This window comes from Streptomyces sp. PL-29 (genome assembly GCF_058344425.1).
Genome location: NZ_CP136996.1, coordinates 3,836,834 through 3,856,766 on the forward strand (window position 1 = coordinate 3,836,834; position 19,933 = coordinate 3,856,766).

Annotated in this window: 22 protein-coding genes; 18 read left to right on the forward strand and 4 right to left on the reverse strand. The window is 71.3% G+C overall.

Annotated features, from left to right (window positions below):
• Positions 1 to 9: 9 nt before the first annotated feature.
• Positions 10 to 447, reverse strand: coding sequence for a hypothetical protein (locus tag R4Z63_RS17555; RefSeq protein ID WP_052030408.1), 438 nt, complete (start codon positions 445 to 447; stop codon positions 10 to 12).
• A 288-nt stretch (positions 448 to 735) separates the two neighbouring features.
• On the opposite strand from R4Z63_RS17555, the gene R4Z63_RS17560 reads away from it, so the two are divergent.
• The 13 genes from R4Z63_RS17560 to R4Z63_RS17620 all read left to right on the forward strand — a co-directional run bounded on the left by R4Z63_RS17560 (position 736) and on the right by R4Z63_RS17620 (position 14,969).
• The gene (locus R4Z63_RS17560; RefSeq protein WP_384447367.1) at positions 736 to 2,415 is read left to right on the forward strand and encodes a conjugal transfer protein; all 1,680 of its coding nucleotides are present in this window, start codon (positions 736 to 738) and stop codon (positions 2,413 to 2,415) included.
• Positions 2,416 to 2,477: 62 nt separating this feature from the next.
• Positions 2,478 to 2,747: a TrbC/VirB2 family protein gene (locus R4Z63_RS17565; protein ID WP_037921078.1), complete on the forward strand. Its 270-nt coding sequence runs from the start codon at positions 2,478 to 2,480 to the stop codon at positions 2,745 to 2,747.
• 79 nt (positions 2,748 to 2,826) lie between these two features.
• On the forward strand, positions 2,827 to 3,375 hold the full coding sequence (locus R4Z63_RS17570) for a hypothetical protein (RefSeq protein WP_052030413.1): 549 nt from the start codon (positions 2,827 to 2,829) through the stop codon (positions 3,373 to 3,375).
• A 7-nt stretch (positions 3,376 to 3,382) separates the two neighbouring features.
• Entirely contained in the window at positions 3,383 to 6,361 is a 2,979-nt protein-coding gene (locus tag R4Z63_RS17575; RefSeq protein ID WP_384447370.1) for an ATP-binding protein, read from the forward strand.
• A 53-nt stretch (positions 6,362 to 6,414) separates the two neighbouring features.
• Positions 6,415 to 6,936, forward strand: a complete 522-nt coding sequence (locus R4Z63_RS17580; protein ID WP_384447372.1) for a hypothetical protein — start codon at positions 6,415 to 6,417, stop codon at positions 6,934 to 6,936.
• Positions 6,937 to 7,048: 112 nt separating this feature from the next.
• A complete protein-coding gene (locus R4Z63_RS17585) occupies positions 7,049 to 9,304 on the forward strand; it encodes a hypothetical protein (protein WP_384447374.1) in 2,256 nt (751 codons plus the stop codon).
• 13 nt (positions 9,305 to 9,317) lie between these two features.
• Complete coding sequence (locus tag R4Z63_RS17590; protein ID WP_384447376.1) at positions 9,318 to 9,941, forward strand: hypothetical protein; 624 nt, start codon at positions 9,318 to 9,320, stop codon at positions 9,939 to 9,941.
• Positions 9,942 to 9,970: 29 nt separating this feature from the next.
• Positions 9,971 to 10,630, forward strand: a complete 660-nt coding sequence (locus R4Z63_RS17595) for a hypothetical protein (protein WP_384447378.1) — start codon at positions 9,971 to 9,973, stop codon at positions 10,628 to 10,630.
• Between the two features lie 246 nt (positions 10,631 to 10,876).
• A complete protein-coding gene (locus R4Z63_RS17600) occupies positions 10,877 to 11,500 on the forward strand; it encodes a hypothetical protein (RefSeq protein WP_384447380.1) in 624 nt (207 codons plus the stop codon).
• A gap of 2 nt (positions 11,501 to 11,502) precedes the next feature.
• Positions 11,503 to 12,555 carry a hypothetical protein gene (locus R4Z63_RS17605; protein ID WP_384447382.1) on the forward strand — a complete coding sequence of 351 codons (1,053 nt, stop codon included), beginning with the start codon at positions 11,503 to 11,505 and terminating at the stop codon, positions 12,553 to 12,555.
• Positions 12,555 to 13,163 (forward strand): hypothetical protein, encoded by a 609-nt coding sequence (locus R4Z63_RS17610; RefSeq protein WP_052030428.1) that lies wholly within the window; start codon positions 12,555 to 12,557, stop codon positions 13,161 to 13,163. The genes R4Z63_RS17605 and R4Z63_RS17610 overlap by 1 nt, the downstream gene beginning before the upstream one ends.
• A 127-nt stretch (positions 13,164 to 13,290) precedes the next feature.
• Complete coding sequence (locus tag R4Z63_RS17615; protein WP_384447385.1) at positions 13,291 to 14,715, forward strand: WhiB family transcriptional regulator; 1,425 nt, start codon at positions 13,291 to 13,293, stop codon at positions 14,713 to 14,715.
• A 14-nt stretch (positions 14,716 to 14,729) separates the two neighbouring features.
• Positions 14,730 to 14,969, forward strand: a complete 240-nt coding sequence (locus R4Z63_RS17620) for a hypothetical protein (protein ID WP_052030430.1) — start codon at positions 14,730 to 14,732, stop codon at positions 14,967 to 14,969.
• A gap of 7 nt (positions 14,970 to 14,976) precedes the next feature.
• Here R4Z63_RS17620 and R4Z63_RS17625 read toward each other — a convergent pair whose 3' ends face one another.
• Positions 14,977 to 15,294, reverse strand: a complete 318-nt coding sequence (locus R4Z63_RS17625; RefSeq protein ID WP_384447387.1) for a hypothetical protein — start codon at positions 15,292 to 15,294, stop codon at positions 14,977 to 14,979.
• 104 nt (positions 15,295 to 15,398) lie between these two features.
• Here R4Z63_RS17625 and R4Z63_RS17630 point away from each other — a divergent pair, with 104 nt between their 5' ends.
• Positions 15,399 to 16,166 (forward strand): ABC transporter ATP-binding protein, encoded by a 768-nt coding sequence (locus R4Z63_RS17630; protein WP_384447389.1) that lies wholly within the window; start codon positions 15,399 to 15,401, stop codon positions 16,164 to 16,166.
• 92 nt (positions 16,167 to 16,258) lie between these two features.
• Positions 16,259 to 16,777 carry a hypothetical protein gene (locus tag R4Z63_RS17635; protein ID WP_384447391.1) on the forward strand — a complete coding sequence of 173 codons (519 nt, stop codon included), beginning with the start codon at positions 16,259 to 16,261 and terminating at the stop codon, positions 16,775 to 16,777.
• A gap of 86 nt (positions 16,778 to 16,863) precedes the next feature.
• On the opposite strand, the gene R4Z63_RS17640 is transcribed toward R4Z63_RS17635, so the two are convergent.
• Both R4Z63_RS17640 and R4Z63_RS17645 read right to left on the reverse strand, forming a co-directional pair.
• Positions 16,864 to 17,127, reverse strand: coding sequence for a LuxR C-terminal-related transcriptional regulator (locus tag R4Z63_RS17640; protein WP_384447393.1), 264 nt, complete (start codon positions 17,125 to 17,127; stop codon positions 16,864 to 16,866).
• A 189-nt stretch (positions 17,128 to 17,316) separates the two neighbouring features.
• Positions 17,317 to 17,553 carry a hypothetical protein gene (locus tag R4Z63_RS17645; protein ID WP_384447395.1) on the reverse strand — a complete coding sequence of 79 codons (237 nt, stop codon included), beginning with the start codon at positions 17,551 to 17,553 and terminating at the stop codon, positions 17,317 to 17,319.
• A gap of 262 nt (positions 17,554 to 17,815) precedes the next feature.
• Between R4Z63_RS17645 and R4Z63_RS17650 the strand changes: the two genes are divergently transcribed.
• From R4Z63_RS17650 to R4Z63_RS17660, 3 genes are all read left to right on the forward strand, one after another.
• A complete protein-coding gene (locus R4Z63_RS17650; protein WP_384447397.1) occupies positions 17,816 to 18,322 on the forward strand; it encodes a GNAT family N-acetyltransferase in 507 nt (168 codons plus the stop codon).
• 56 nt (positions 18,323 to 18,378) lie between these two features.
• Entirely contained in the window at positions 18,379 to 18,924 is a 546-nt protein-coding gene (locus tag R4Z63_RS17655) for a SigE family RNA polymerase sigma factor (protein WP_384447399.1), read from the forward strand.
• A gap of 66 nt (positions 18,925 to 18,990) precedes the next feature.
• Entirely contained in the window at positions 18,991 to 19,866 is an 876-nt protein-coding gene (locus R4Z63_RS17660) for a hypothetical protein (protein ID WP_384447401.1), read from the forward strand.
• Positions 19,867 to 19,933 lie beyond the last annotated feature (67 nt).

Sequence of the window (19,933 nt, forward strand, 5' to 3'; positions counted from 1 at the left end):
GACATGCGGTCAGGACAGGACGATCCCGAGGACCAGCAGGCCGATCACCGCCGCACCCATGATGAAGCGGACCGAGGTGTCGCCGCGTTCCCACAGGTCGTGGACCACGGCCCAGCCCGTCATACGGGCGGCGCGGCCGTCGTGCAGGCTCGTGCTCGGAGCCTCCTCCACCGCGCCGTCGGGCTCGCCCTCGGGGGTGTCGGCGGGCGCCGTCGTGCCCGCGGTGCCCTGCTGGGCCTGGGCCACCAGCACCAGGCCCTCCAGCAGTTCGGGCATCGTGTGCGGGGTCAGGGGGTAGGAGACGGTGCCCTGCGGGGTGCTCAGGCAGAGCTTCGACTGCCAGGGGTTGCCGGGTTCGTAGCCGGCGATCCAGGCGTGCTGCGCCTCGGTCGCGGGGCCGGGCGCCAGGTCCGCGGGCGCCTCGGGGAGGGCGTACTGCTCGCTCAACTCTCGTCCTTCGCAGGGTCGGGGACGGATCGGTGGCGCCCGCTGCCCGGACGCGACCGCTCATTGTGCCGAGTGCCGGACGGCCCGCCCCCTTCCGTCCGCCCGGGAGTCCCGTTCGGGAATTCCTCGTGCTTTCCCCGTCTTTCCTCACTCTTTCCCCGCGGGGAAAAGGGGGGAGGCGTTGTCGTCTTCATTTGCCACACTGCCGTTCCGCACCTGGCCTCAGCAGGAGGCCCGCCAACCGGTCGGCCGGCGGAGGGGCTCACACGCGGGGGAGAGGCGGACTCGATGACGGACCACAACAGCTCTGCTGGCGGGGTCGACGGAGACCGGACTTCCGGGGAGCAGGGCCGGTCCGCAGCCGGATGGCCCACCGGAGCCCAGCCGCAGCCGCAGTCCCCCCGGGCCGCCGCCCCCTACGGTTACGCCGACAACCCGCCCGCGCCGCCCCAGCAGTCCTCGGACGCCGTGCGCGCGCAGGTGGCCGCGGCCTGGGTGCGCTCGGCGCGGCCGGGCCCCGTGCCGCCGGGCGAGGCGGCCGTGCCGGTCCTGCCGCCGCAGGTGAGTCAGCCGTCGGCCGCGTCGAAGAGGGACCGGCGCAAGGCCTCCCAGGAGGCGAAGCGGGCCGAGCGCAAGGCCGCGTACGAGCAGAAGAAGGCCGAGCGGGAAGGCCGCAAGAAGGGCGGCGGACGTGCGGCCGCCGCGCCCGCGCAGGCTGCCGCCGCTTCCGTGGGAGGCGACGCCCGGCCCGCCGACTCCTCCGTGCCGACCGCCGCCGCTGGTCCCGCCGCTGGTCCCGCCGCCGGTTCGGCGGCATCCTCCGGGAGCCGGGCCCGCGCCGTCGGCGGGGCCGGGTTCGAGGTGCCGCGACCCGGCGGGCGGCTGCCCGCACAGGGACGGCGTACGCACGTCGCGGTACGCGCCGCCCTGCTGATCACGGCGTGTGCCTTCGCGCTGGGCTCGTGCGGTGTCGCGGGCCTGGTCATCGGCAAGTCGTCGGTCGCGGTGGCCGACGCAGACCTCAGCGCGAAGGACGTGGAGCGCTACCGGCTCTCCGAGTTCCCGATCGCCGCCGCCGCGACGTTCGCGGAGGAGTATGTGACGCTCTGCATGACGTACTCGCCGCAGAACGCCGACAAGCGCCGCGACGCCCTGACCCGCTACGCCTCCTCGGGTGTGGACCGCGACTGCGGCATGACCGGCCAGGGCACCCAGAGCGTCCGCCACGCCAAGTGGGACGGCACGGTCGAGGAGCTTCCCGAGTTCGGGGCGAACGGCCGCTACCTGGGGATCCAGGTCAAGCTGTCGACCGGCCGCCTCACCACGCTGTCCGTGCCGGTGTACGTGAAGGACCCGGCGACGGGGTCGGGGCTGCGCATCGCGGGCAACGTCGGCGAGATGCCGCTCGCTTCGCGCGGCAGCGCGCCCGCTGTCAAGCAGGACGGCGAGGTCGTCGACCAGGAGCTCTCCAACCAACTCAAGGCGCAGGTGCTGCCCGGCTTCTTCAAGGCCTGGGGCGCCTCGGACGCCACCGGACTCACCCGCTTCACGACCCCCGACGCGAGCCAGTCGGCGACCACGGGCCTGGCCGGGGCGCTGGCCGCGCCCGAAGTGCAGGAGGTCGTCGCGCTGGCCCCCGAGGGCAGCGAACCCAACGCGACGATCACCTACGGGCAGGGCCAGGCGGTGCAGGCACGGGTGACGGTCGTCTGGGGCGGCGCCGCCGCCGCGGCTCCCGCGAAGGGCACCCCGCCCCCGACCACCAGCGTGAAGCGCTCCTACCGGCTGACGCTCGTGAACACCGCCCAGGGCTGGTTCATCAAGGACGTCCGCGGCGGGGTCCTCGACCCGACGGGCGGCAGGGCGGACGCCGGGACGACGGCTTCCGAGGCGCCCGTCCCGGAGGAGAACCCGCCGGCCGGCGGTGAGCCCGCTCCGGGTACCTCGCCCACGCCGAAGGCGCCCTGACCGCGCCCCCACAGACGCACCTCCCACACCCCTCCCCCGCACTTCAGCGAAAGGAACACGCCATGAACCTGGCGGCCACCACCCTCAACGGCATGTTCGGCGAGATCCAGAAGATCCTCACGGGCATCGGCACCACCGTGGCGATCTGCGCCCTGCTGATCCTCGGCATCCGGATGCTGCTCTCCATGAAGCGCGGGGACGGCATGCGCGAGGCCTTCCAGGGCTTCGGCATGATCGCGCTCGCCGCCCTGATCATCGGTGGCGCGACCGGTCTCGCGGGCCTGCTCATCGACCTCGGCAGCCAGATCGGCGGCGGCGGCGCCAAGGGCTGATCCCGGGAGCGGCCGGTGCATCCGCCCGGCCCGCCCGTGACCCGCGGCCCGCAACCACGTCAGAGAGGGGGACCGGCTGATGGCGCAGGACACGCAGGACGCACCCGAGCCGATGGTCGCCTACGACCACACGGACCTGCTCAACCGTCCCAAGCGCATCTGGAACTGGGGCAACATCCCGCTTCCGGGCCTGCTGCTGCCCGCCCTCGGCGCGGCCTTCGGCTTCGGCCTCCTGTGGCTGGTGACGCTGCTCTCGCTCTCCGCCTTCCTGCCCTTCCTGGGCCTCTCGGTGGTGACGTCGGTCCTCTACATCGGACCGCCGGTCGGCGTCTATTTCGTGTGGGGCCGGCCGCTGCCCTCCGCGCTCACGCTCAGCCAGCAGGTGGTGGTCTGGGCCGACTACTGGTTCCAGCCCAAGCGGCTCCAAGGCCTGGCCGCCGACCGGGAGCCGGCGGAGCTTCGCTGGCAGGTGATCCTCTGGCAGCCCGGTTCGCCGCGCTGGCAGCGCCAGTACGAAGAAGCCCTGGCCGCGGCGGCGCAGCACGGTTCCTCGTTCGCGGCGGTGGACCGCTCCGAGCAGCCGTACCCGCGCCTTCCCGAAACCGCACACTCCGAGACCGCAGGATGAATCCCTCATGATCATGATGATCCTTCTGGGCGGGGCGGTCGCCTTCTTCGTGATCGCGATGATCATCGCCTCCGCCGGCTCCAAGAAGAACAAGGAAGGCCAGGCCTCCGGCGGCGGTACGCAGCACCAGAGCGGCTCCCGGAACCGCTCGGGCCAGTCCGCGCGCCGTGAGGACCTGCGGCTGCCCTACCGCTACGCCGACGACATGATCTTCGTCCACGGAGAATCGGTCTGGACCGGGCTCGTGCTCCCCACGGCCATCGACGAGTACCTCAACGCCGGCGAGCTCCAGGCCATGGCCGAGGGCCCGGCCCGCGGTCTGCTCAACCTCGCCCGCGGCGACCGCAACGTCGAGTGCCACTACCGCAAGGTCTACCGCCCGATCACGGCGGTGGAGTGGGCCGACCGGCTCAACACGGTGGCCTGGGACCCGACCGAGAACTACAAGGCGTACAACCTGCGCAAGGCCGAGTACCAGGAGCGCATCGGGGCGACCCGCGAACGCAACATCCTGCTGGTCAAGCTGGGCTCGCTGAAGCGCGGTGCGAACGGCACCGGGGTCCTTCCCGGCGGTGACGACCCCGTCGAGGAGCCGGGGCTGACGGCGGCCGTGCGCGGCACTGCCGATCAGGTCGCGGCCGCGGCCACCGGCGTCCACGACGAGTACCTGTCGCCGGGCCTGCTGGCCCAGTGGACCCAGGTCGCGCGGGAGGTCCACGAGAGCCTGGAGGGCCTGAGCGGGGTCCCGCTGACTCGCGAGGAACTGGTCTGGCTGATTCGCAAGCCGCTCCACGGTGACCTGGCCGTCCCGCCGGAGCCCGTGCTCGGCTCCCGCTCCTGGGGACCCGACCAGTTCGACCTGGTCGTCGACTTCTCCGGCGAGAACCACAAGACGCACATCGTGCTGCACCAGTACGACGAGTTCACCGGTGAGCAGCACACCAGCTACACGACGACCCTGGTTGCCGCGAGCTGGCCCACGGAGACCCGCTTCCGGCAGTCCACCGCCTGGGCGCGCTACGCGTCGCAGCACGTGGACTTCCCGGTCGAGATCGACATGCGTTTCACGCTGATCCCGTACCTGAAGTTCAAGGACCGGGCGAAGAAGATCAGCGGCAACCTCGTCGACGAGATGAACGACATGGCCAACTCCGGCCGGTCGCCCGGCACCCAGCTCGCGCAGCAGGTCACGCGTGCCCAGCACCTCGTCGACGACGTCGAGGAGCACAAGATGCCGGGCATGGAGGCGCAGATCCGCTTCACCATCTCCGCGCCCGACCTCGGCGAGCTGGAGCGCCGCCGCCGCATCCTGGAGATGCAGTTCAAGCAGGACCTCAAGGTCACCCTGCTGCGGCCGACCCGCCAGCAGTGGCGCCTCCTGCAGTCCCAGCTCCCGGGCGACGCCCCCAAGCTGCCGATCGCCCCGTACCTGCGGCTGCAGGAGGTAGAGCAGCTCGGCGCCGGGCTGCCCACCGCGGGCACCGAACTCGGCGACAACCCCGAGCAACGTTCGGGCAAGCAGCTCGGCTGGGTCGGCAACCTCGTCGGCTGGGCGGGCAAGATGCCCGTCCACTACTCCCTGCACGTCGGCCCGGCCCGCAACGACGGCGGTGGCCTGGCCATCGTCGGCGCGTCCGGCGGCGGCAAGTCCTCGCTCGCGCTGCAGAAGTTCTACGAGGAGTCGGAGTCGGGAGTGCGCTGCCTGGTCATCGACCCCAAGACCGACTTCGCGCAGCTCTGCTACTACCTGGCCTTCGGTGCGCAGGTCAACGACCCGGCCTTCGCCTACGACGCCGAGGCGGGCCTCCTCGCGACCGAGGGCAGCCGCTTCCAGCCGGTCAATCCGGAGTTCTGGGCGGAGACCGAGGTCGTCGACCTCCTCAAGGGTCAGGCCGGCGTGCTCGACCCGTGGGTGGTCGCCCGCGACGTGCCCTCGGGCCGTCTGCTCGCGGAGTCGATGCTGCGGGGCTTCCTCGGCGACGAGGACTACCAGCGCGTCCGCCTGCCCGTCATCGAGGCCATGGCCACCGTCGTCGGCTGGTACAACTCCGCCATCCGGCAGGCCACCGAGCAGGGCCTGACGGCGCGGGAGGCCGAGGAGCGGGTGCCGCGGCCGACGCTGTGGCAGGTCGTCGACGAGGTCGTGAACGCCTACGACCAGGCGGTGTCCAGCGGTGACCGCGAGGCCGTCAAGGACCTCAAGCTCGCCCAGATGCTCCTCACCGAGCTGCGGACCCTGCCGTACGCGCGCCTGGCCTTCGCCGAGAGCCCGAAGACCCTGTCCGCGATGCGCAAGCGCCGCACGGTGATCACCCTGCGCGGCTTCCAGTCCCCGTCCTCCTCGGACCCGCGCAACTGGAACCCCGCCGAGCGGCTGGCCGCCACGGCGCTGATGGCGGTCGTGGAACTGGGCAGCCAGATGCTCGACGTGGGCTACGAGAAGAACCCGGTGACGGGGGAGATCGGCCTGCGGCCCAAGGCCCTGTTCGTCGACGAGGCGTACGTGGTCACCGCGACGGAGAGCGGCCGCGACCTGATGCGACGCGCGCTCAAGCAGGGCCGCTCCTACCTGGCGGTCACCGTGCTGATCACGCAGCAGGCCATCGACCTCGTCCAGATCGAGGACTCCGAGGCGCGCAGTGGTGGCGCCAACCAGATCCACACGGTCTTCGCGTTCAAGCAGAAGTCGGCGCAGGAGGCCTCGATGGTGGCCCCGCTGCTGGGCCGGCCCGACAACGACGCGAAGGTGATCTCGGCCCTGCAGGAGCTCCGTACCGGTGTCTGCCTGCAGCGCGACGTCGACAAGCGGGTCGGCACGGTCGCGGTGGACCTGGTCTTCAAGGAGATCCTCGCCGCCACCGACACCAACGGCACGACCCGTCCCGCCCGGCAGGCGATCGACCCGCCGCTCAGCGTGTGGGACTGGACCTTCATGCAGGAGGCCGGCCAGGCGGCGGAGGCGGCGCGGGAGACCGCCCCGGCGTGACCGTGCCGCCCCGTCCAGAACATTGCGAAATCCGTACCGAAGGAGACACCACCATGCGTCAGACCAGGACCCTCGCCGCAGCAGCGGCACTGGTCGCCCTCACCGCCCTGGCGGGCTGCGGAGGGGACCCGGCGGACGAACTCGGCTTGCCCGCGGCCGGTGACATCGCCTCCATCCAGAAGTTGATCAACCAGCATGCCGTGTGCGACAACCTGCGGCCCGACGACGAGGGCAAGGACCGCTGGGAGGCCTTCGCCCAGGATCCTGCCTGGGCGATCAAGGAGCGCGCCCTGTGCGACGACGCTTCGAACCGCCGGATCACGTTGCTGTCGATCTCCGACATGTCCAAGTTCCAGGCCGCCAACCGCAAGGCGTCGGAGGGGGGCAAGAACCACGACGTGCTGCTCGGCAAGGACTTCGCACTCGTGCCGGAGGGCAATCGGACCACTGAGGCGCTGTTGAAGGCCAAGCTGCTCGTCCTGACCTGCTCCGGCGCGTACGAGATCCCGAGCGGCTTCAAGCAGCACAAGGGAATGGCCGACGGCTGCCTCCTCACGGACTACAGCCGCTCGTAGTCACCGACTCCACAGTCCCCCGTCGCGCAACTCCCGAAGGAAGCTGATGTCCTTGCGCCGTAGCGCCAAGACACGTGGGTCCATCCCGGAATCCCCGTCTCCAGCCAGCTGGATGCGGCGCGTCGGACGTGCCGTCCGGGTCGGGGCCTTCCTCGTCCTCGCGCTGCTCGCACTGTCGCTCGCCACGCCCAACACGGCACAGGCAATCGACTTCGCCTGCGACTTCACCGGGGACGACAGCTACATCCATGACAGCCCGGGCGCGAGTGGCGAATCGATCATGCCGGCCGTCAACCAGTGGGAGGACAAGGCGAAGCGCGCCAAGAACCTCAACGACACCACGGGTATGGTCACCGGAGCGGTCAGGATGCCCGAGGCTCCCCAGAGATACACCTTCTACGAGCTCAACGCCATGCGCGGCCTGAACTGGACGATGACCCACCGGGGCAGGGGCAACGCCTCGCAGGTCAACGACACGGCTGGCGGCGGCGCCGACAAGTGCTCGGTCATGGACTTGGTCAACAACGGCCTGGCCAACATGGTCTTCAACGGGACCAAGATCCTGACCCGTACGTCCATCTCGATCAAGGAGTTGGCCTCGAACCCGAGCCCGCTCAGTGGTCTGTACGAGGGTCGCGACAACGTGGTGACGACCCTGAAGGACAACGTCTTCATTCCCGCCGTGCCGGTCATGATCGCACTCACCGGCCTCTGGGTCTTCACCAAGTGGCGCAGGGGTGAGATGCGTGAAGCATGGTCGGGCGTCGGTTGGGCTTCGCTGACGACGGTCGCTGTGGTCGTCATGCTGACCGGCGGCAATTACCACAAGGTCATCACCGAGGCGGACGCGGGGATCGGCAACTTCAACTCGATGCTCACCGAGGCAGTGCTCGCGGGCACGGCGGGGCAGATGCAATCCCCTTGCGACCTCGACCCGAGCGTGACGGACAACCGCGGTCTGCGCATCTCCAGCTGCGCCATGTACGACACGCTGGCATTCCGTCCGTGGGCCCTGGGGCAGTTCGGCGAGCACGGCACGAACTGCATCTTCAAGAATGACGCCGGCAAGATCGACAACGGCGCGTGCCTGCCGAAGAGCACCAGTACCACCTGCAACTACGGCAAGGGCGCACGGTGCGAGGACCTCCGGGTCCGGCAGGCGGTGTCGCAGTCGACGACCAATATCGACGCGTTTCCTCCACCGGACAGCAGCCCGGTGAACAAGGAGGAGGACGAATGGGTCCCGATCCGCATGGACATCGCGGGCGGTGACGGGCAGGGCTATCCCGGCAAGGCCCCGGACAAGCACATTTATCCGGTCGCCTTCAACGACTGGGCGGGGAAGAACGCCGGAGCGCGTGTCGGGCTCGCCTTCTATTCACTGATGGCGGCTCTGATCGTCGGCCTCATGGTGATCGTCCTCAGTGCGCTCACCCTGCTGTGGCACGCCGTGACCCTGATCATGATCATCCTGCTTCCGTTGGTCGCCACACTCGGCATTCACCCGTCCCAGCAGAAACTGCTGAAGGGATGGATGGAGACGTTCATCCACAGCTTCGTATTGCGGGCCGGATTCGGCGTCATCCTCAGCGTTCTGCTGGTGCTGTACCAGATGATCCTGCCGGCCAAGATCTCCCTCGGCATGCAGCTGCTGATGCTCCTGCTCGTCACGATCGCCGTCGTGATGATGCTGAAGAAGCTGCTCTCGGGCAGCTACAGCCCGAAGATCGCAGGCGCGGAGGACGCACTCGGTGCGGGCGACATGGCGAACTCGCTGACCAGCAAGCTAGGCGCTCAGAGCCAGCGCCTCGCAGGCAATGCTGCCGCGGGTGCGGGCCGGGTGGCGGGCCGGGTGACTGGTCGGGCCGCCGGGAACGTCGGCCGGGGCATGGACAAGGCCGTGCTCGGCGGGAAGCTCCAGAAGGGCGGCTGGATCGCTCCGAGCAGCACCAAGCGGAACCAGCGCAAGAGCACACAGATGGCTGCCGCGCTCCAGAAGCAGAACTACGACCAGATGAAGCAGAGGCAGGAGCGGGAGACGGAGGAGCAGACCGCCACCGAGCCGCAGCCGCGACGCCGCAGCGGCCGGGTCAGCGCCTCCCAAGCGCCCGCGCCGCAGCAGGGGCCGCCTCCCGCGCCCCAGCCGGCTCCCGCTTCGGCTCCCGCCCCCGCGCCCCAGCAGGCCCCGGCGCCGCAGCAGGCGGCCCGACCGGCCGGCCGGGTCAGCATCGTCGACGGTCCGGTGGCCCGGCCGCCGGCGCCGCGCCCGCCGCAGGCACCCACTCCGCCCGCCCAGCCGCAGCAACAGCCCCAGCCGTACCAGCCCCCGCCGCCGCGAGACGGCAGCGGCGGCCGGGTATCCCACTAGGAAGCCCTGAACCATGGCCAGTGTCATCACCGACCACCCGCCGCAGCAGCTCGCCGCCGAGCTGGCAGGGCTGCTGCGCGTGGACTGGCGCGCCGTATGGGCGGGCCTGCCGGAGGACGAGGCCCTGCTCGCCGAGTGGTGCGCGGGTTTCGGCTGGACGCCGCTGTGGCCCCAGGCGGGCCTGTGGGTGCGCACGCCGGGCGGCGGCCGCCTGCACCTGGCGTCCTCCGGCGGCTCCGGCCGGCCGGTGACCCGCGCGTCGTACACGGCCTGGCGGGTCCGGGCGGACGCGCGAGCCGACGACGTGGGCGTCATGGAGGTCGCCCTCGACCGGTACGGGGCGTACCTCGCGCAGCTGACCGCCGCGTTGGGCGCGCCCGGCTGGGCGGGCGCCTGGGACAGTCCCGACTTCCCGGAGCCGCCTGCGCCGGGCCGCTGGGGCGACGCGGCGGACCGGCTGGAGCGCAAGGCTCCGTACCGGCTCGCGCAGTGGCGCTGGGCGAACCCGCTCGCGCCGGTGATCGTCCTCGACCTGTACTGCCGGACGGGCCGGGGGCCGGGGGGTGGGACGATCACTCTCGCCTTCCACGGTCCTGCCGACCCCGATCCGGTCGGTGGACCCGGATGGCTGCTGTGACGTACGAGACGCGAGAGAGAGCAAGCGACGTGGGTACCCCTTTCGAACCGCCGGTGGACCGGACGCCGCAGGAGCTGGCCACGGAGCTGCGCGGGCTGGCGGGCGTGCACTGGGAGACCGTCTGGAACGGCCCTCCGCTGCCGGGCAAGGGCCTGGACATGTGGTGTGCGCAGTTCGGGTGGACGCCGACCCAGTTCGAGTACGTCCTGAACGTGCGCACCGATACCGGCGGTGAGCTGGTGCTGAATGCAACGGGCGGGAGCTGGGCGCCGGTGAGGAGCGTTTCCCACGGGGTCTGGGGTGCCGTGTCGGTCAACGGCCCGGAACACAACGCGGAAGTGCTGGCCGAGGCCGACCGGGCGTGGCCCCTCTACCGCGATGCCGTTTCCTCGGTGCTGGGCGAGCCGGCCTGGGAGGGGGCCTGGGACTCCGACTCCTTCCCGCAGGAGCTTGGTGAATACGCGATTCCCCAGCAGCGGGACCGGATCGAGGACAAGGACCCGTACCACATGGCCTACTGGGCGCTTGCCGGGTCGGCGGAGACGCTGGTCAGTCTGCGCATCACGCCTGGCCTGGGCACGGCCGACGGGTCGAGCATCGGAGTCGTCAACATGGACCTCGACGTGTATCCGCGTCCGGTCCCCGGCCGTGACCCCCGCAGCCGGACCCAAGGCCGGTCCGATCCTTGACACCCGTCCCCAGGCCGCAGGTATGGACGGTCTGGCATGACCCCTCGCCCTTGCCGCGACTCCCCGTCGCTCAAGCTGCGCCTCGTGCTGACCCCGGCCCTTGCGGGCCTGATGTCGAGGGGCCGGAGCGGGGCGTGGAACGGAAGATGGAACGATCACCCCGGCCTTCCGGGGCCGGCTGAACACGATCCGGTCCGCGGCCGGAGCGGTTGGTGTTGCGTGCACACGTGAGAGAGAGACAGGAACATGGGTACCCCCTTCGAACGCCCGGTGGACCGGACGCCGCAGGAGCTGGCCACGGAGCTGCGCGGGCTGGCGGGCGTGGACTGGGAGACCGTCTGGAACGGGCCTCCGCTGCCGGGCAAGGGCCTGGACATGTGGTGTGCGCAGTTCGGGTGGACGCCGACCCAGTTCGAGTACGTCCTGAACGTGCGCACCGATACCGGCGGTGAGCTGGTGCTGAATGCAACGGGCGGCGGCTGGGCACCCGTGACGTCGGTTTCCCACTGGGTATGGGGTGGTTCGGCCGTCGGTGGTCCCTCGGGAAATCCTCGGCTTCTCGCCGAGGCCGATGAGGTCTGGCCTCGCTATCGCGACGCAGCATCGTCGGTTCTGGGTGAGCCGGCCTGGGACGGAGGGTGGGACTCGGCCGACTTTCCCGACGAACTCGGCAAGTACGTCGTGCCGAAGCCGGAGACGCGACTGGCCCAAAAGCGTCCCTACCGCATCGCCTACTGGGAGCTGCCGGCGTCTGAGGGCACGCTCGTCAGCCTGTCCCTCACTCCCGCGATGGGTACCGCCGACGGATCCCGCAGTGGAGTGGTGAACATGAGCCTGCGCGTGTACCCCCGTCCTCTGAAGGTCAACTGACGATGAGCTCGGCACCGATACCAGAGCTGATAGCCGAAGGCGCCCTGGCCCTGGCGAACGACCGCCAGGCGAAATCCGAGGAAGCCAGTGCGGACCCGGAATCGGTAGTGGCACGCATCAGTGCCGCTGCTGAGGCGGCGGGACTGAAGGACGAGTTGGACTCCGATGGCAAACTTCGGGCATCCAAGGAGAAGCAGTACATCGATCTTCTGGCGGAGGATGCGGCGAAGCTCACCCCGGCCGAGGGGACGAAGCCGATCAGTGTCTTCTGGTCGTTCGGTCTGGAGCATCCGGAGGCGCCGCTGAACGATTGGGACGTCCCCTTCCTGTCCCAGCGGTTCATCGCGGAGGAGTGGGCGGCCCAGCAGAACAAGGCCAACCCGGGTTCCGCCCAGACGCTGGAGACGACGCGGGGAGGCGCAGAGCTGGACGACATGTTCCTCTGGGAACCTGAAGTCATTGAGGCCCTCGGTGGCGCGGAGAGTGGATTCCACCCCGGCTACGCGAAGGAGGTCTGGGGCAAGATCTCCAAGACCTACGCGGGGCTCGCCGAAGGGCGGGTCATCGTGTTCGGGCAGGACGCCAACACCCGGTCCATCCTGCATACCCAGGAGTCCGGCGAGCTGTGCAGGAACGCCGAGGTCGGTCTGCACAACATCCACTTCGCCTACGAGGCCAATCAGAGCTGGCCCGAGGTGACGCGGAACGAGGCCGGGACCAATGAGGTGCGGGCCGTTGCGCAGTTCGACAATCCGACCCTGCCCCGGTACATCGACCCGGAGGGTTTCGCGAAGCTCACCCCGGAGGAGCGGCAGGCGAAGATCGACGGGATCATCGAGGAGGTCGCTCCCGGTCAGGGGCCGGCCGGGGCCGTCGAGGCGCCCGAGCGGCAGGCCTCTCCGAAGGCCCTGCCCACCCCGCTCTGGCAGCTCGGCTTCAAGCAGCCGGAGACCATCACCCCGGCCGTGACCCCCGAGCCGGCGGCCGTCGGCGGGCCGTCGGCCGCGCCGCCCGAGGTCGGGCGGCAGAGCGCACCCGGCATGGAGGGCCCGTGATGTTCCGACCTTTCCGCGACTCCGTACGCCGCTTCCTGCGGCAGGAGCGCGACGACGCCTGGGCCGTGCGGCTGCTGCGCCGGCTCGTCTTCGGGGTGGCCGGTGTCTACACGTTGTTCGCGCTCGCTTCGACCAGCATGGCCTCGTTCGTCACCGTCAGCGGGCTGGTGGTGCTCGCGGGGCTGCTGTGGCTGATGCGTCGGCGTGGCCAGCTCCTGCTCGCGCTCGCGTCGACCCTGGTGACCGCGGCGCTCGCCGGCTACTTCGGGGCCGCCGGGGAGATCGCGGGCGGGTCGGCGAACGGAGTGCTGGGCGGGCAGGCCGTGTTCGGGTACTGGGCGCTGTCGCTGATGGCCCTGCTGGGTGCCTGGATCCCCCGGATCCATCCGGGTCGGCGCGGGGTGACCGTGGTCCTCGCGGACATGGTGCTCGTCGTGACCTCGGCGGTGGGAACGGTGGTCCCGGCCGCTTCCGTGCCGATGGGATTCGCCGGCCTGGCCCTGGTGCTGGTCGCGCGGGGCGGCGGGCTGGCGGCGCTGAGGCGCCGGACCGGCTCGTGGAGACGCTTCTCGCGACGCCGGGTACCGGCTGTCGACACGGACGGTTAGTTAGGCTGATGGATCATCACTGCCCTTATGTTTTATGCACATCGGCGCTTTCGAGACAATTTTGCGAACGATGTTCGGCCTGTTCTATAGTCCCCCCGAGTCATGATCGTCTCGGGGGAGAGTCTTCATGGTCACGACAGTACGTACGGCGTCGCCCACCGGTGTGCAGGCGGCGAGTGCTTCCGTCCTCCTGCCCTGCCAAAGACGGCCGGACATCTTCGGGCAGCCGTTGCTCATCAACCCACCCGTCGGCAGGGCCGCCGGGCCTCCGCTCCAGACGCGCAGGCTCCAGGCCCTCACCCATGCCGCACGTCAGCTCTGCTCCTCCTGCCCGCTCTGGGCGGAGTGCCTGCGGGACGCGGTCGTCCAGTCCGATCCCGGAGGGTACGCGGCCGCCACCACCCGGCAGGACCGGCGCTGGATCAGACGCAGGATCGGCATCGGCGACGCGCAGGGGCGGCTCTCGCCCCGAGGCGAGGGCGGCGGACGGGCCGCGGACGTGGAGGACGTCCTGGTCCTCCAGGGGTTCCACGCGCTCCAGGAGCATCGGGCGAACCGGCCGGCCCTCTCGGCGGCGGGCCCGGTCGCGGCGGTGGTCCCCACGGGCGCCGCGGTGAACGGCAAGGCACACCGGTCCACGGCACGCACTGAGCCGCGGACCGGTCAACAGCAGGTCAACACATACGAGGTATCGATGGCGGCCCCGGCAGGCGAACGGATCGGCTTCTCGCTCGACGATCCGGCCCGCGCCATACAGAAGGCCGTCCTCGGCCCCGTACTCCGCTCCGTGCTGCCCACGCTCGAGGTCACCGGGCTGGTCGCGGCGATGTTGGTGCGCATGCCCACCGCGGGCATCGGACCGGAGATGTGCGCGGCGATCGGGGAGGCCCGCCGGTGCCTGGAGGAGTGGCGGGCGGCCTCGGGCGACGACCTCACCAGCCTCCCGGAGTCGAACGGCCTCACCGGATCGGTGAGCGTGGAACTCGCGGCCAGCGATCCGCTCTCCGCGCTGCGCCAGGACATCTTCGAGCCCCTGCTGCACCGGCTTGCCGAATCGATTCGCCGGATCGAGGTCCTCACGGCGGTGTTGAGCACCCCGTCGGATCCGGGCGACCCGGGGGCCGACACCCCGTACGGGCCGGAACTGTCCGCAGTCCACGCCTCCCTGGGCGTCCTCGGCACGCACATCGAGCGGTACGCGGCCGGGACGCCGCGCAGCGCGTACGCCGACCGGTTCCGGGCGGTGGGCGGCCCGTACGACCCGCGGCTGCGCTCCGTTCCGGACCCGGTCCCCGGCGCGGGGCTCCCCTACACCCCGCTTCCGGCGCTCAGCCTGCGGCGGGCCGTGGAGGATGCCGTGACCTCCTTCCCCGGGGCGTTCACCGCCCGGGACGTGCTCCTGGCGCTGCCCCGCGGCGCGTACCGGGACGCGGCGAAGTCGGTCAGCAACGCCCTGTCCGCCCTGGCCAGGTCGGGTCGTCTGCTGCGTGTCTCCCGCGGCACCTACGCCGTGGCCTCCCCTTCCGGCGGCGCCTTCGCCGCGAGCTCCTGAAAGGCTCCCGCCCCATGCAGCCCACGTACTCGGTCGCCGAGGTCCGCGTCTTCTCGCACAGCGCCGGTCTGGTCGACGGCGTTCCCGTCACGGCCCCGCCGTACGTCGACATCCAGGAGGTCGTCATCTCGATCCTCCAGCAGCGGGCCCAGCAGACGGGCGGGCCGGCCGCGGCGACCATCAGCGACGACCGGTACGGCGGCGCCATCCGCATCCTGGTCCACCCGGACGGCACCACCGAATCCGCCGACTGACGGCACATCATCCAGGGCCGCGAGCGGACCCCGGGCCGAGGACCCGGGGTCCGCTCGCGCCCGGCCGTGCGGGCCGGGGCCAGACGTCGTGGCTGGTGAACATCCGCTGGGCCGGCAGGGCCAGTGCCGCGCACCAGGCCACCAGCACCAGGAGGCCGTACGGGGCGTCCAGGGCGCTCGGGAGGGTGAGCCGGTCACCGAGCACGGCCAGCTGCGCGCCGTCCGGGAGGAAGCGGCCCACCTTCGGGAACTGGCTCAGCACCATCAGCTGGCCGAGGGTGCCCCACACCACCAGGCCGATCACCGCGATCAGCTGGTTGCGCACGACGAAACCGATCGCGGCGCCCCACGGGCCGGCCAGGGTGCAGACGCCGACGACGGCGCCCTCGCCCGGATCGAGGAAGTCCGGCAGATGGAGCCGAGGACGATGTGGACCTGACGCCTGCGACGCCCTCCGGGCCGCCGCCGGAAGTGGTCGTGGAGGGGCTGGAGTTCGCCTATCAGGGCCGTACGCCTACCCTGAAGGGGACCAGTTTCACCGCGCCCGCGGGCGCGGTCACCGCGATCGTCGGTTCCTCCGGATCGGGAAAGACCACGGTGTTCCCTCTGATCCAGCGCTTCTACGAGAGCGACGCGGGCAGCATCCGTCTCGACGGGACGGACATCCGTTCCCTGAGCCGGGCCGACCTGCGCCGCCGCATCGCCTACGTGGAGCAGGACTCCCCGATGCTCGCCGGGACCCTGCGCGAGAACCTCCTGTACTCGGCCCCCGACGCGAGCGACGAGGACATCGCCGAGGTGCTCCGCAAGACCCTGCTCGACGCGTTCGTCGCGGGGCTCCCGGACGGGCTCGACACCGAGGTGGGCACCCGCGGCCTCGCCCTCTCCGGCGGTGAGCGCCAGCGCCTCGCCATCGCCCGGGCGCTGCTGCGCAAGCCGCAGGTGCTGCTGCTGGACGAGGTCACGGCCCATCTGGACGGGCTCAGCGAGATCGCCCTGCGCAGGACGGTCGAGCAGGCCGCAGAGAACTGCACGGTCCTGCTGATCGCGCACCGGCTGTCCACGGTGACCACCGCCGACCGGCTGGTCCTCTTCGACGACGGCCGGGTCGGCGACCACGGCCCGCACGAGGAGCTGCTGGAGCGCAACGACACCTACCGCGAACTGGCCGCGACCCAGTTGGCCTCCGCCCGCTGAAACGTTTCCGGTGGCCGGGCGCGCGCCCCGCGCCCGGCCGTCGGTCCCGCCGCGACGAACCTCCTGCCCCACCCGCACCGAAGGACCTGACCATGAACGATGCAGACCGGAACCCGCCCCCCATCGAGGACACCCGCTTCGGCGGGATCACCGTCCACCAGGACGGTCAGCTCCGCCTGGAGGTCGACGGCGAGGGGATCCCTTCCGTGGTCCTGGAGCGGGACCCAACCTCGGAGGCGGACGCGCAGATCGCGATCGGCACCCGCGACGCTGCCTTCCTCACCCTGCGGATCGACGGCCGGGAGGCGAAGCTGAAGCCGGCCAAGGCCGGCCTGGGCAGGCGGTCGTACCGGGTGGACGTGGAGTTCGAGGGGGTGCGCTACCGGCTCGTCCCGGACTCCATCCCGAGCAGCAGGCTGATCCGCGACGGCGCGCACATCGGTGGCTTCTCCTCCGACGGCGACGAGCTGGTCCTCGCGGAGTGGCGGGAGGACGTGGAGGTCCGGCCGCTGGACGCGTCGGTCGGCTACGCGCTGGCCTCGGCCTTCGGCACCGGCGGCCAGCCCATGTGGATGATGATCGTGGACGGTGTGAGCAGCGCGCTGCCGTAGCGGCGACCGGGTTCACGCAGGAAGGGCCGGTCCCCCTACCGAGGGGGACCGGCCCTTCCTGCTCGGGCGGTGTGTCCGGGCGCTGGTCAGGCGGCGCTGCGCCGGGTGGTCTCCAGCTGCCTGATGTCGTCGGCGTGCAGATGGGCGACGATCGCCGCCTCGAACCGTGACTTCAGCCGGAGCTTGCGGACGATGCTCGCGGTGTGGGCGCGGATCGTGCGTTCGGCGATACCGAGGTGCCGTGCGAGGCGGCGGTTCTGCTCCCTGGAGGCGAGCAGGAGGAGCGCTTCCACCTCGCGGCTGGTGAGGCAGGAGAAATCCAGTGGTCGATTTTCGGCCAATGACTTCAAAGCGGCCTCCCTCGTTGAATGTTGGTGATTCATGTCATTTCCTACCGCTTTGGCGGAGTCCATTTTTCACCTGCGTTTAACTGCTGTCCTCTATGTCGGACTGCCCGGCTTCCGGCCAGTCGCCCGGCAGTGATCGATCGCACGGCCGACCGGGGCAAAGTGCACGGCGCCAGCCTGCTCATGCTCGGACTAACCGCCACGGAAGAGCGCATATACCGCCACTGCCTGCGGAATCCGGGAACACTGGGCGAGGACCTTCACGTCCTCCTCCACGTACCGCGGGAAGAAGTCGAAACGGCCCAGGAGAGGCTGTTCCGGCTCGGACTGCCGCAGGGCGACCGGACGGCCGTCCTGGCCGCCGACCCGGAGACTGCCGTGGACCGGCTCACCGACCTGCGGCTGCGGGTCCTGCACGAACAGCTGCAACAGGTCACCCAGGCACGCCACCTGGTGGCCGACCTGAAGGCCGAGCAGGGGCCGGCTCCTTCCGCCGCATCGGCGGGAGCGATTGCGGGGTGCGGGAGCCGCTACGGGAAGGTTGTATCCCCCGGGAAAGGGCCCGACCGCGCCCTTCGCCCTGCCCGCCCTGCCCGATCCCGGGCAGCTCATGGTCGGAGGAGCGAACTCCCGTCGTAGCGTTGGCCCTTCGCGGTGAGGTCCACCGCGTCCGAGAGCCAGGGAGACGCGCATGAACGGTCGGTCGACACACGAGGGTCCGCACTCCGCGGTGGCGGTTCGCGCCGCGGGCGAGGCGGACGTCGAGACGGCGGCGGAGCTCTTCCGCGGCTACCTCGACTTCTACGAGGTGGACGTCAAGGACCCCGACGCCCCGCGGGTCTTCCTGGCCGAGCGCATCGCCAAGGAGGAGTCCCTGGTACTGCTCGCCGACGTCCCCGGGCACGGGACCGTCGGCTTCGCGCAGGTCTACCGCGCCTTCTCCTCCCTGTCGCTGACCACCGCCTGGATCCTCAACGACCTCTACGTCGCCCCCTCCGGCCGCCGCACCGGGGCCGGCCGGGCGCTGCTGCGCGAGGTGCTGGGCCGGGCCCGCGCGGCCGGGGTGGCGGGCGTCCAGTTGGAGACCGCCTACGACAACACGATCGCGCAGGAGCTCTACGAGGCGGAGGGCTTCGTGCGCGAGCAGTTCCACGTGTACTTCCACGACCTGGGCCGAGCGGACTCCGCCCAGGGGTGAAACGTTCCCGGGGGTCCGGCGCGTCAGTGGAGTGGGACGGATGCGAGGGGGAGCGGATGCGACAGGGGCGCAGGGACGGGTTCCGGGAATTCGCGGCGGGCCGGTCGGAGCACCTGTACCGGTCGGCATGTCTGCTGGCGGGCGGGGACACCCGTCTCGCGGAGGATCTGGTGCAGGAGACCCTGGGCCGGATGTACCTGCACTGGCGCCGGATCTCCCGGATCGACAATCCGGCGGCGTACGCGCAGACGGTGCTGGTGCGGGCCTATCTGACGCACCGGCGCCGCCGGCCAGCGGGGGAGCGCCCGGCGGGGGAGCGCCCGGCGGCGGAGCGCCCGGCGGGGGAGTCCGGCGACCCGGGAGCGGTCATGGTCGGCGGGGGAGATCCGTTGTCGCGGATGCCCCTGCTGCGGGCGCTGGAGCGGCTGGCGCCCAAGGACCGGGCGGTGCTGGTGCTCCGGTACTGGGAGGACCGCAGCGTCGAGGAGACCGCCGATGCGATGAGCACCGGCTCGGCGGCCGTCCGTACCCGGACCTCGCGGGCGCTCGCCCGGCTGCGGGAGCAGCTGGGCGAGGGCCCGGCCGGCTTCGCGGAGCCCTGAGGGCGCCGGCGCCCTGTGCTCCCGCACCGCCCCTCCCCACCCGCGCAACGGAAGGCCCGATGCCCCATGTCGTTCGAAGATGATCTCGGTACGGCCCTCCGGCAGGCGGGGGCCGGTTTCACGGCCGACGGGCACGCGTTGGCGGACGCCGGTGAGGCACGTGGCCGCCGCCTGGTGGCGCGCCGCCGGGCCGCCGTCGCCGGAGGGGCCGTGCTGGCCCTGGCCCTGACCCTGATCGCGACGGCGGGCGCATCCGTCGGCGGGCTCCTCGGCGGCGGGGGCGGCGTCGACCCGGGCCACGCCGTGGCGCGGCCGATGCCGGAGGGCGGTTCGGGCGGGTCCGGTGGCGCGCCGGACGGCTGGGCGGGGAAGCCGCGGACCGGCAGCGGCGCGGTCGGCGCCGAACGGATGATGGCCGACCTGGAGGAGGCGCTGTCGGGCGGGGGCGGGGCGCTGACCGCCACGGTGGCGCGCGGCACGGACAGCGAGGGCGGAGCGGCGGTCTCCGGCGTGTACGACGACGGGAGGGGCAAGGCGGCCGTGGCCCTCAGCCTCTCCCGGGTGGACCCCGGGGGCAGCCACGCCGACCAGCTCACCCGGTGCGGGGACAGGAGCATCCAGGGATACGACGACTGCCGGACCGAGCGGCTGCCGGACGGCTCGAAGCTGTTGGTCCACAAGGGGTACGAGTACGCGGACCGCCGGGTGGACACCAAGTGCTGGCGGGCCGTCCTCGTGACCCCGGCCGGCTTCCTGGTCGAGGTCTCCGAGTGGAACGCCCCGGCGCAGAAGGGGGCGGCCGTTTCGCGGCCCGCCCCGCCCCTGGACAGCGCCCGACTGAAGGCCCTGGTCACCTCACCGGTCTGGCACCCGGCGCTGAACGACCTGCCGGCCGCCGAACCGGAGCGGGGCGGGACGGGAGCCGGGTCGGGCACGGGCTGAAACCGCGGGGCCCGACGAGAAGGGCGGCAGCGCGGTCCGGTGGCCGAGGGCCGGGTCGGGCCGGGGT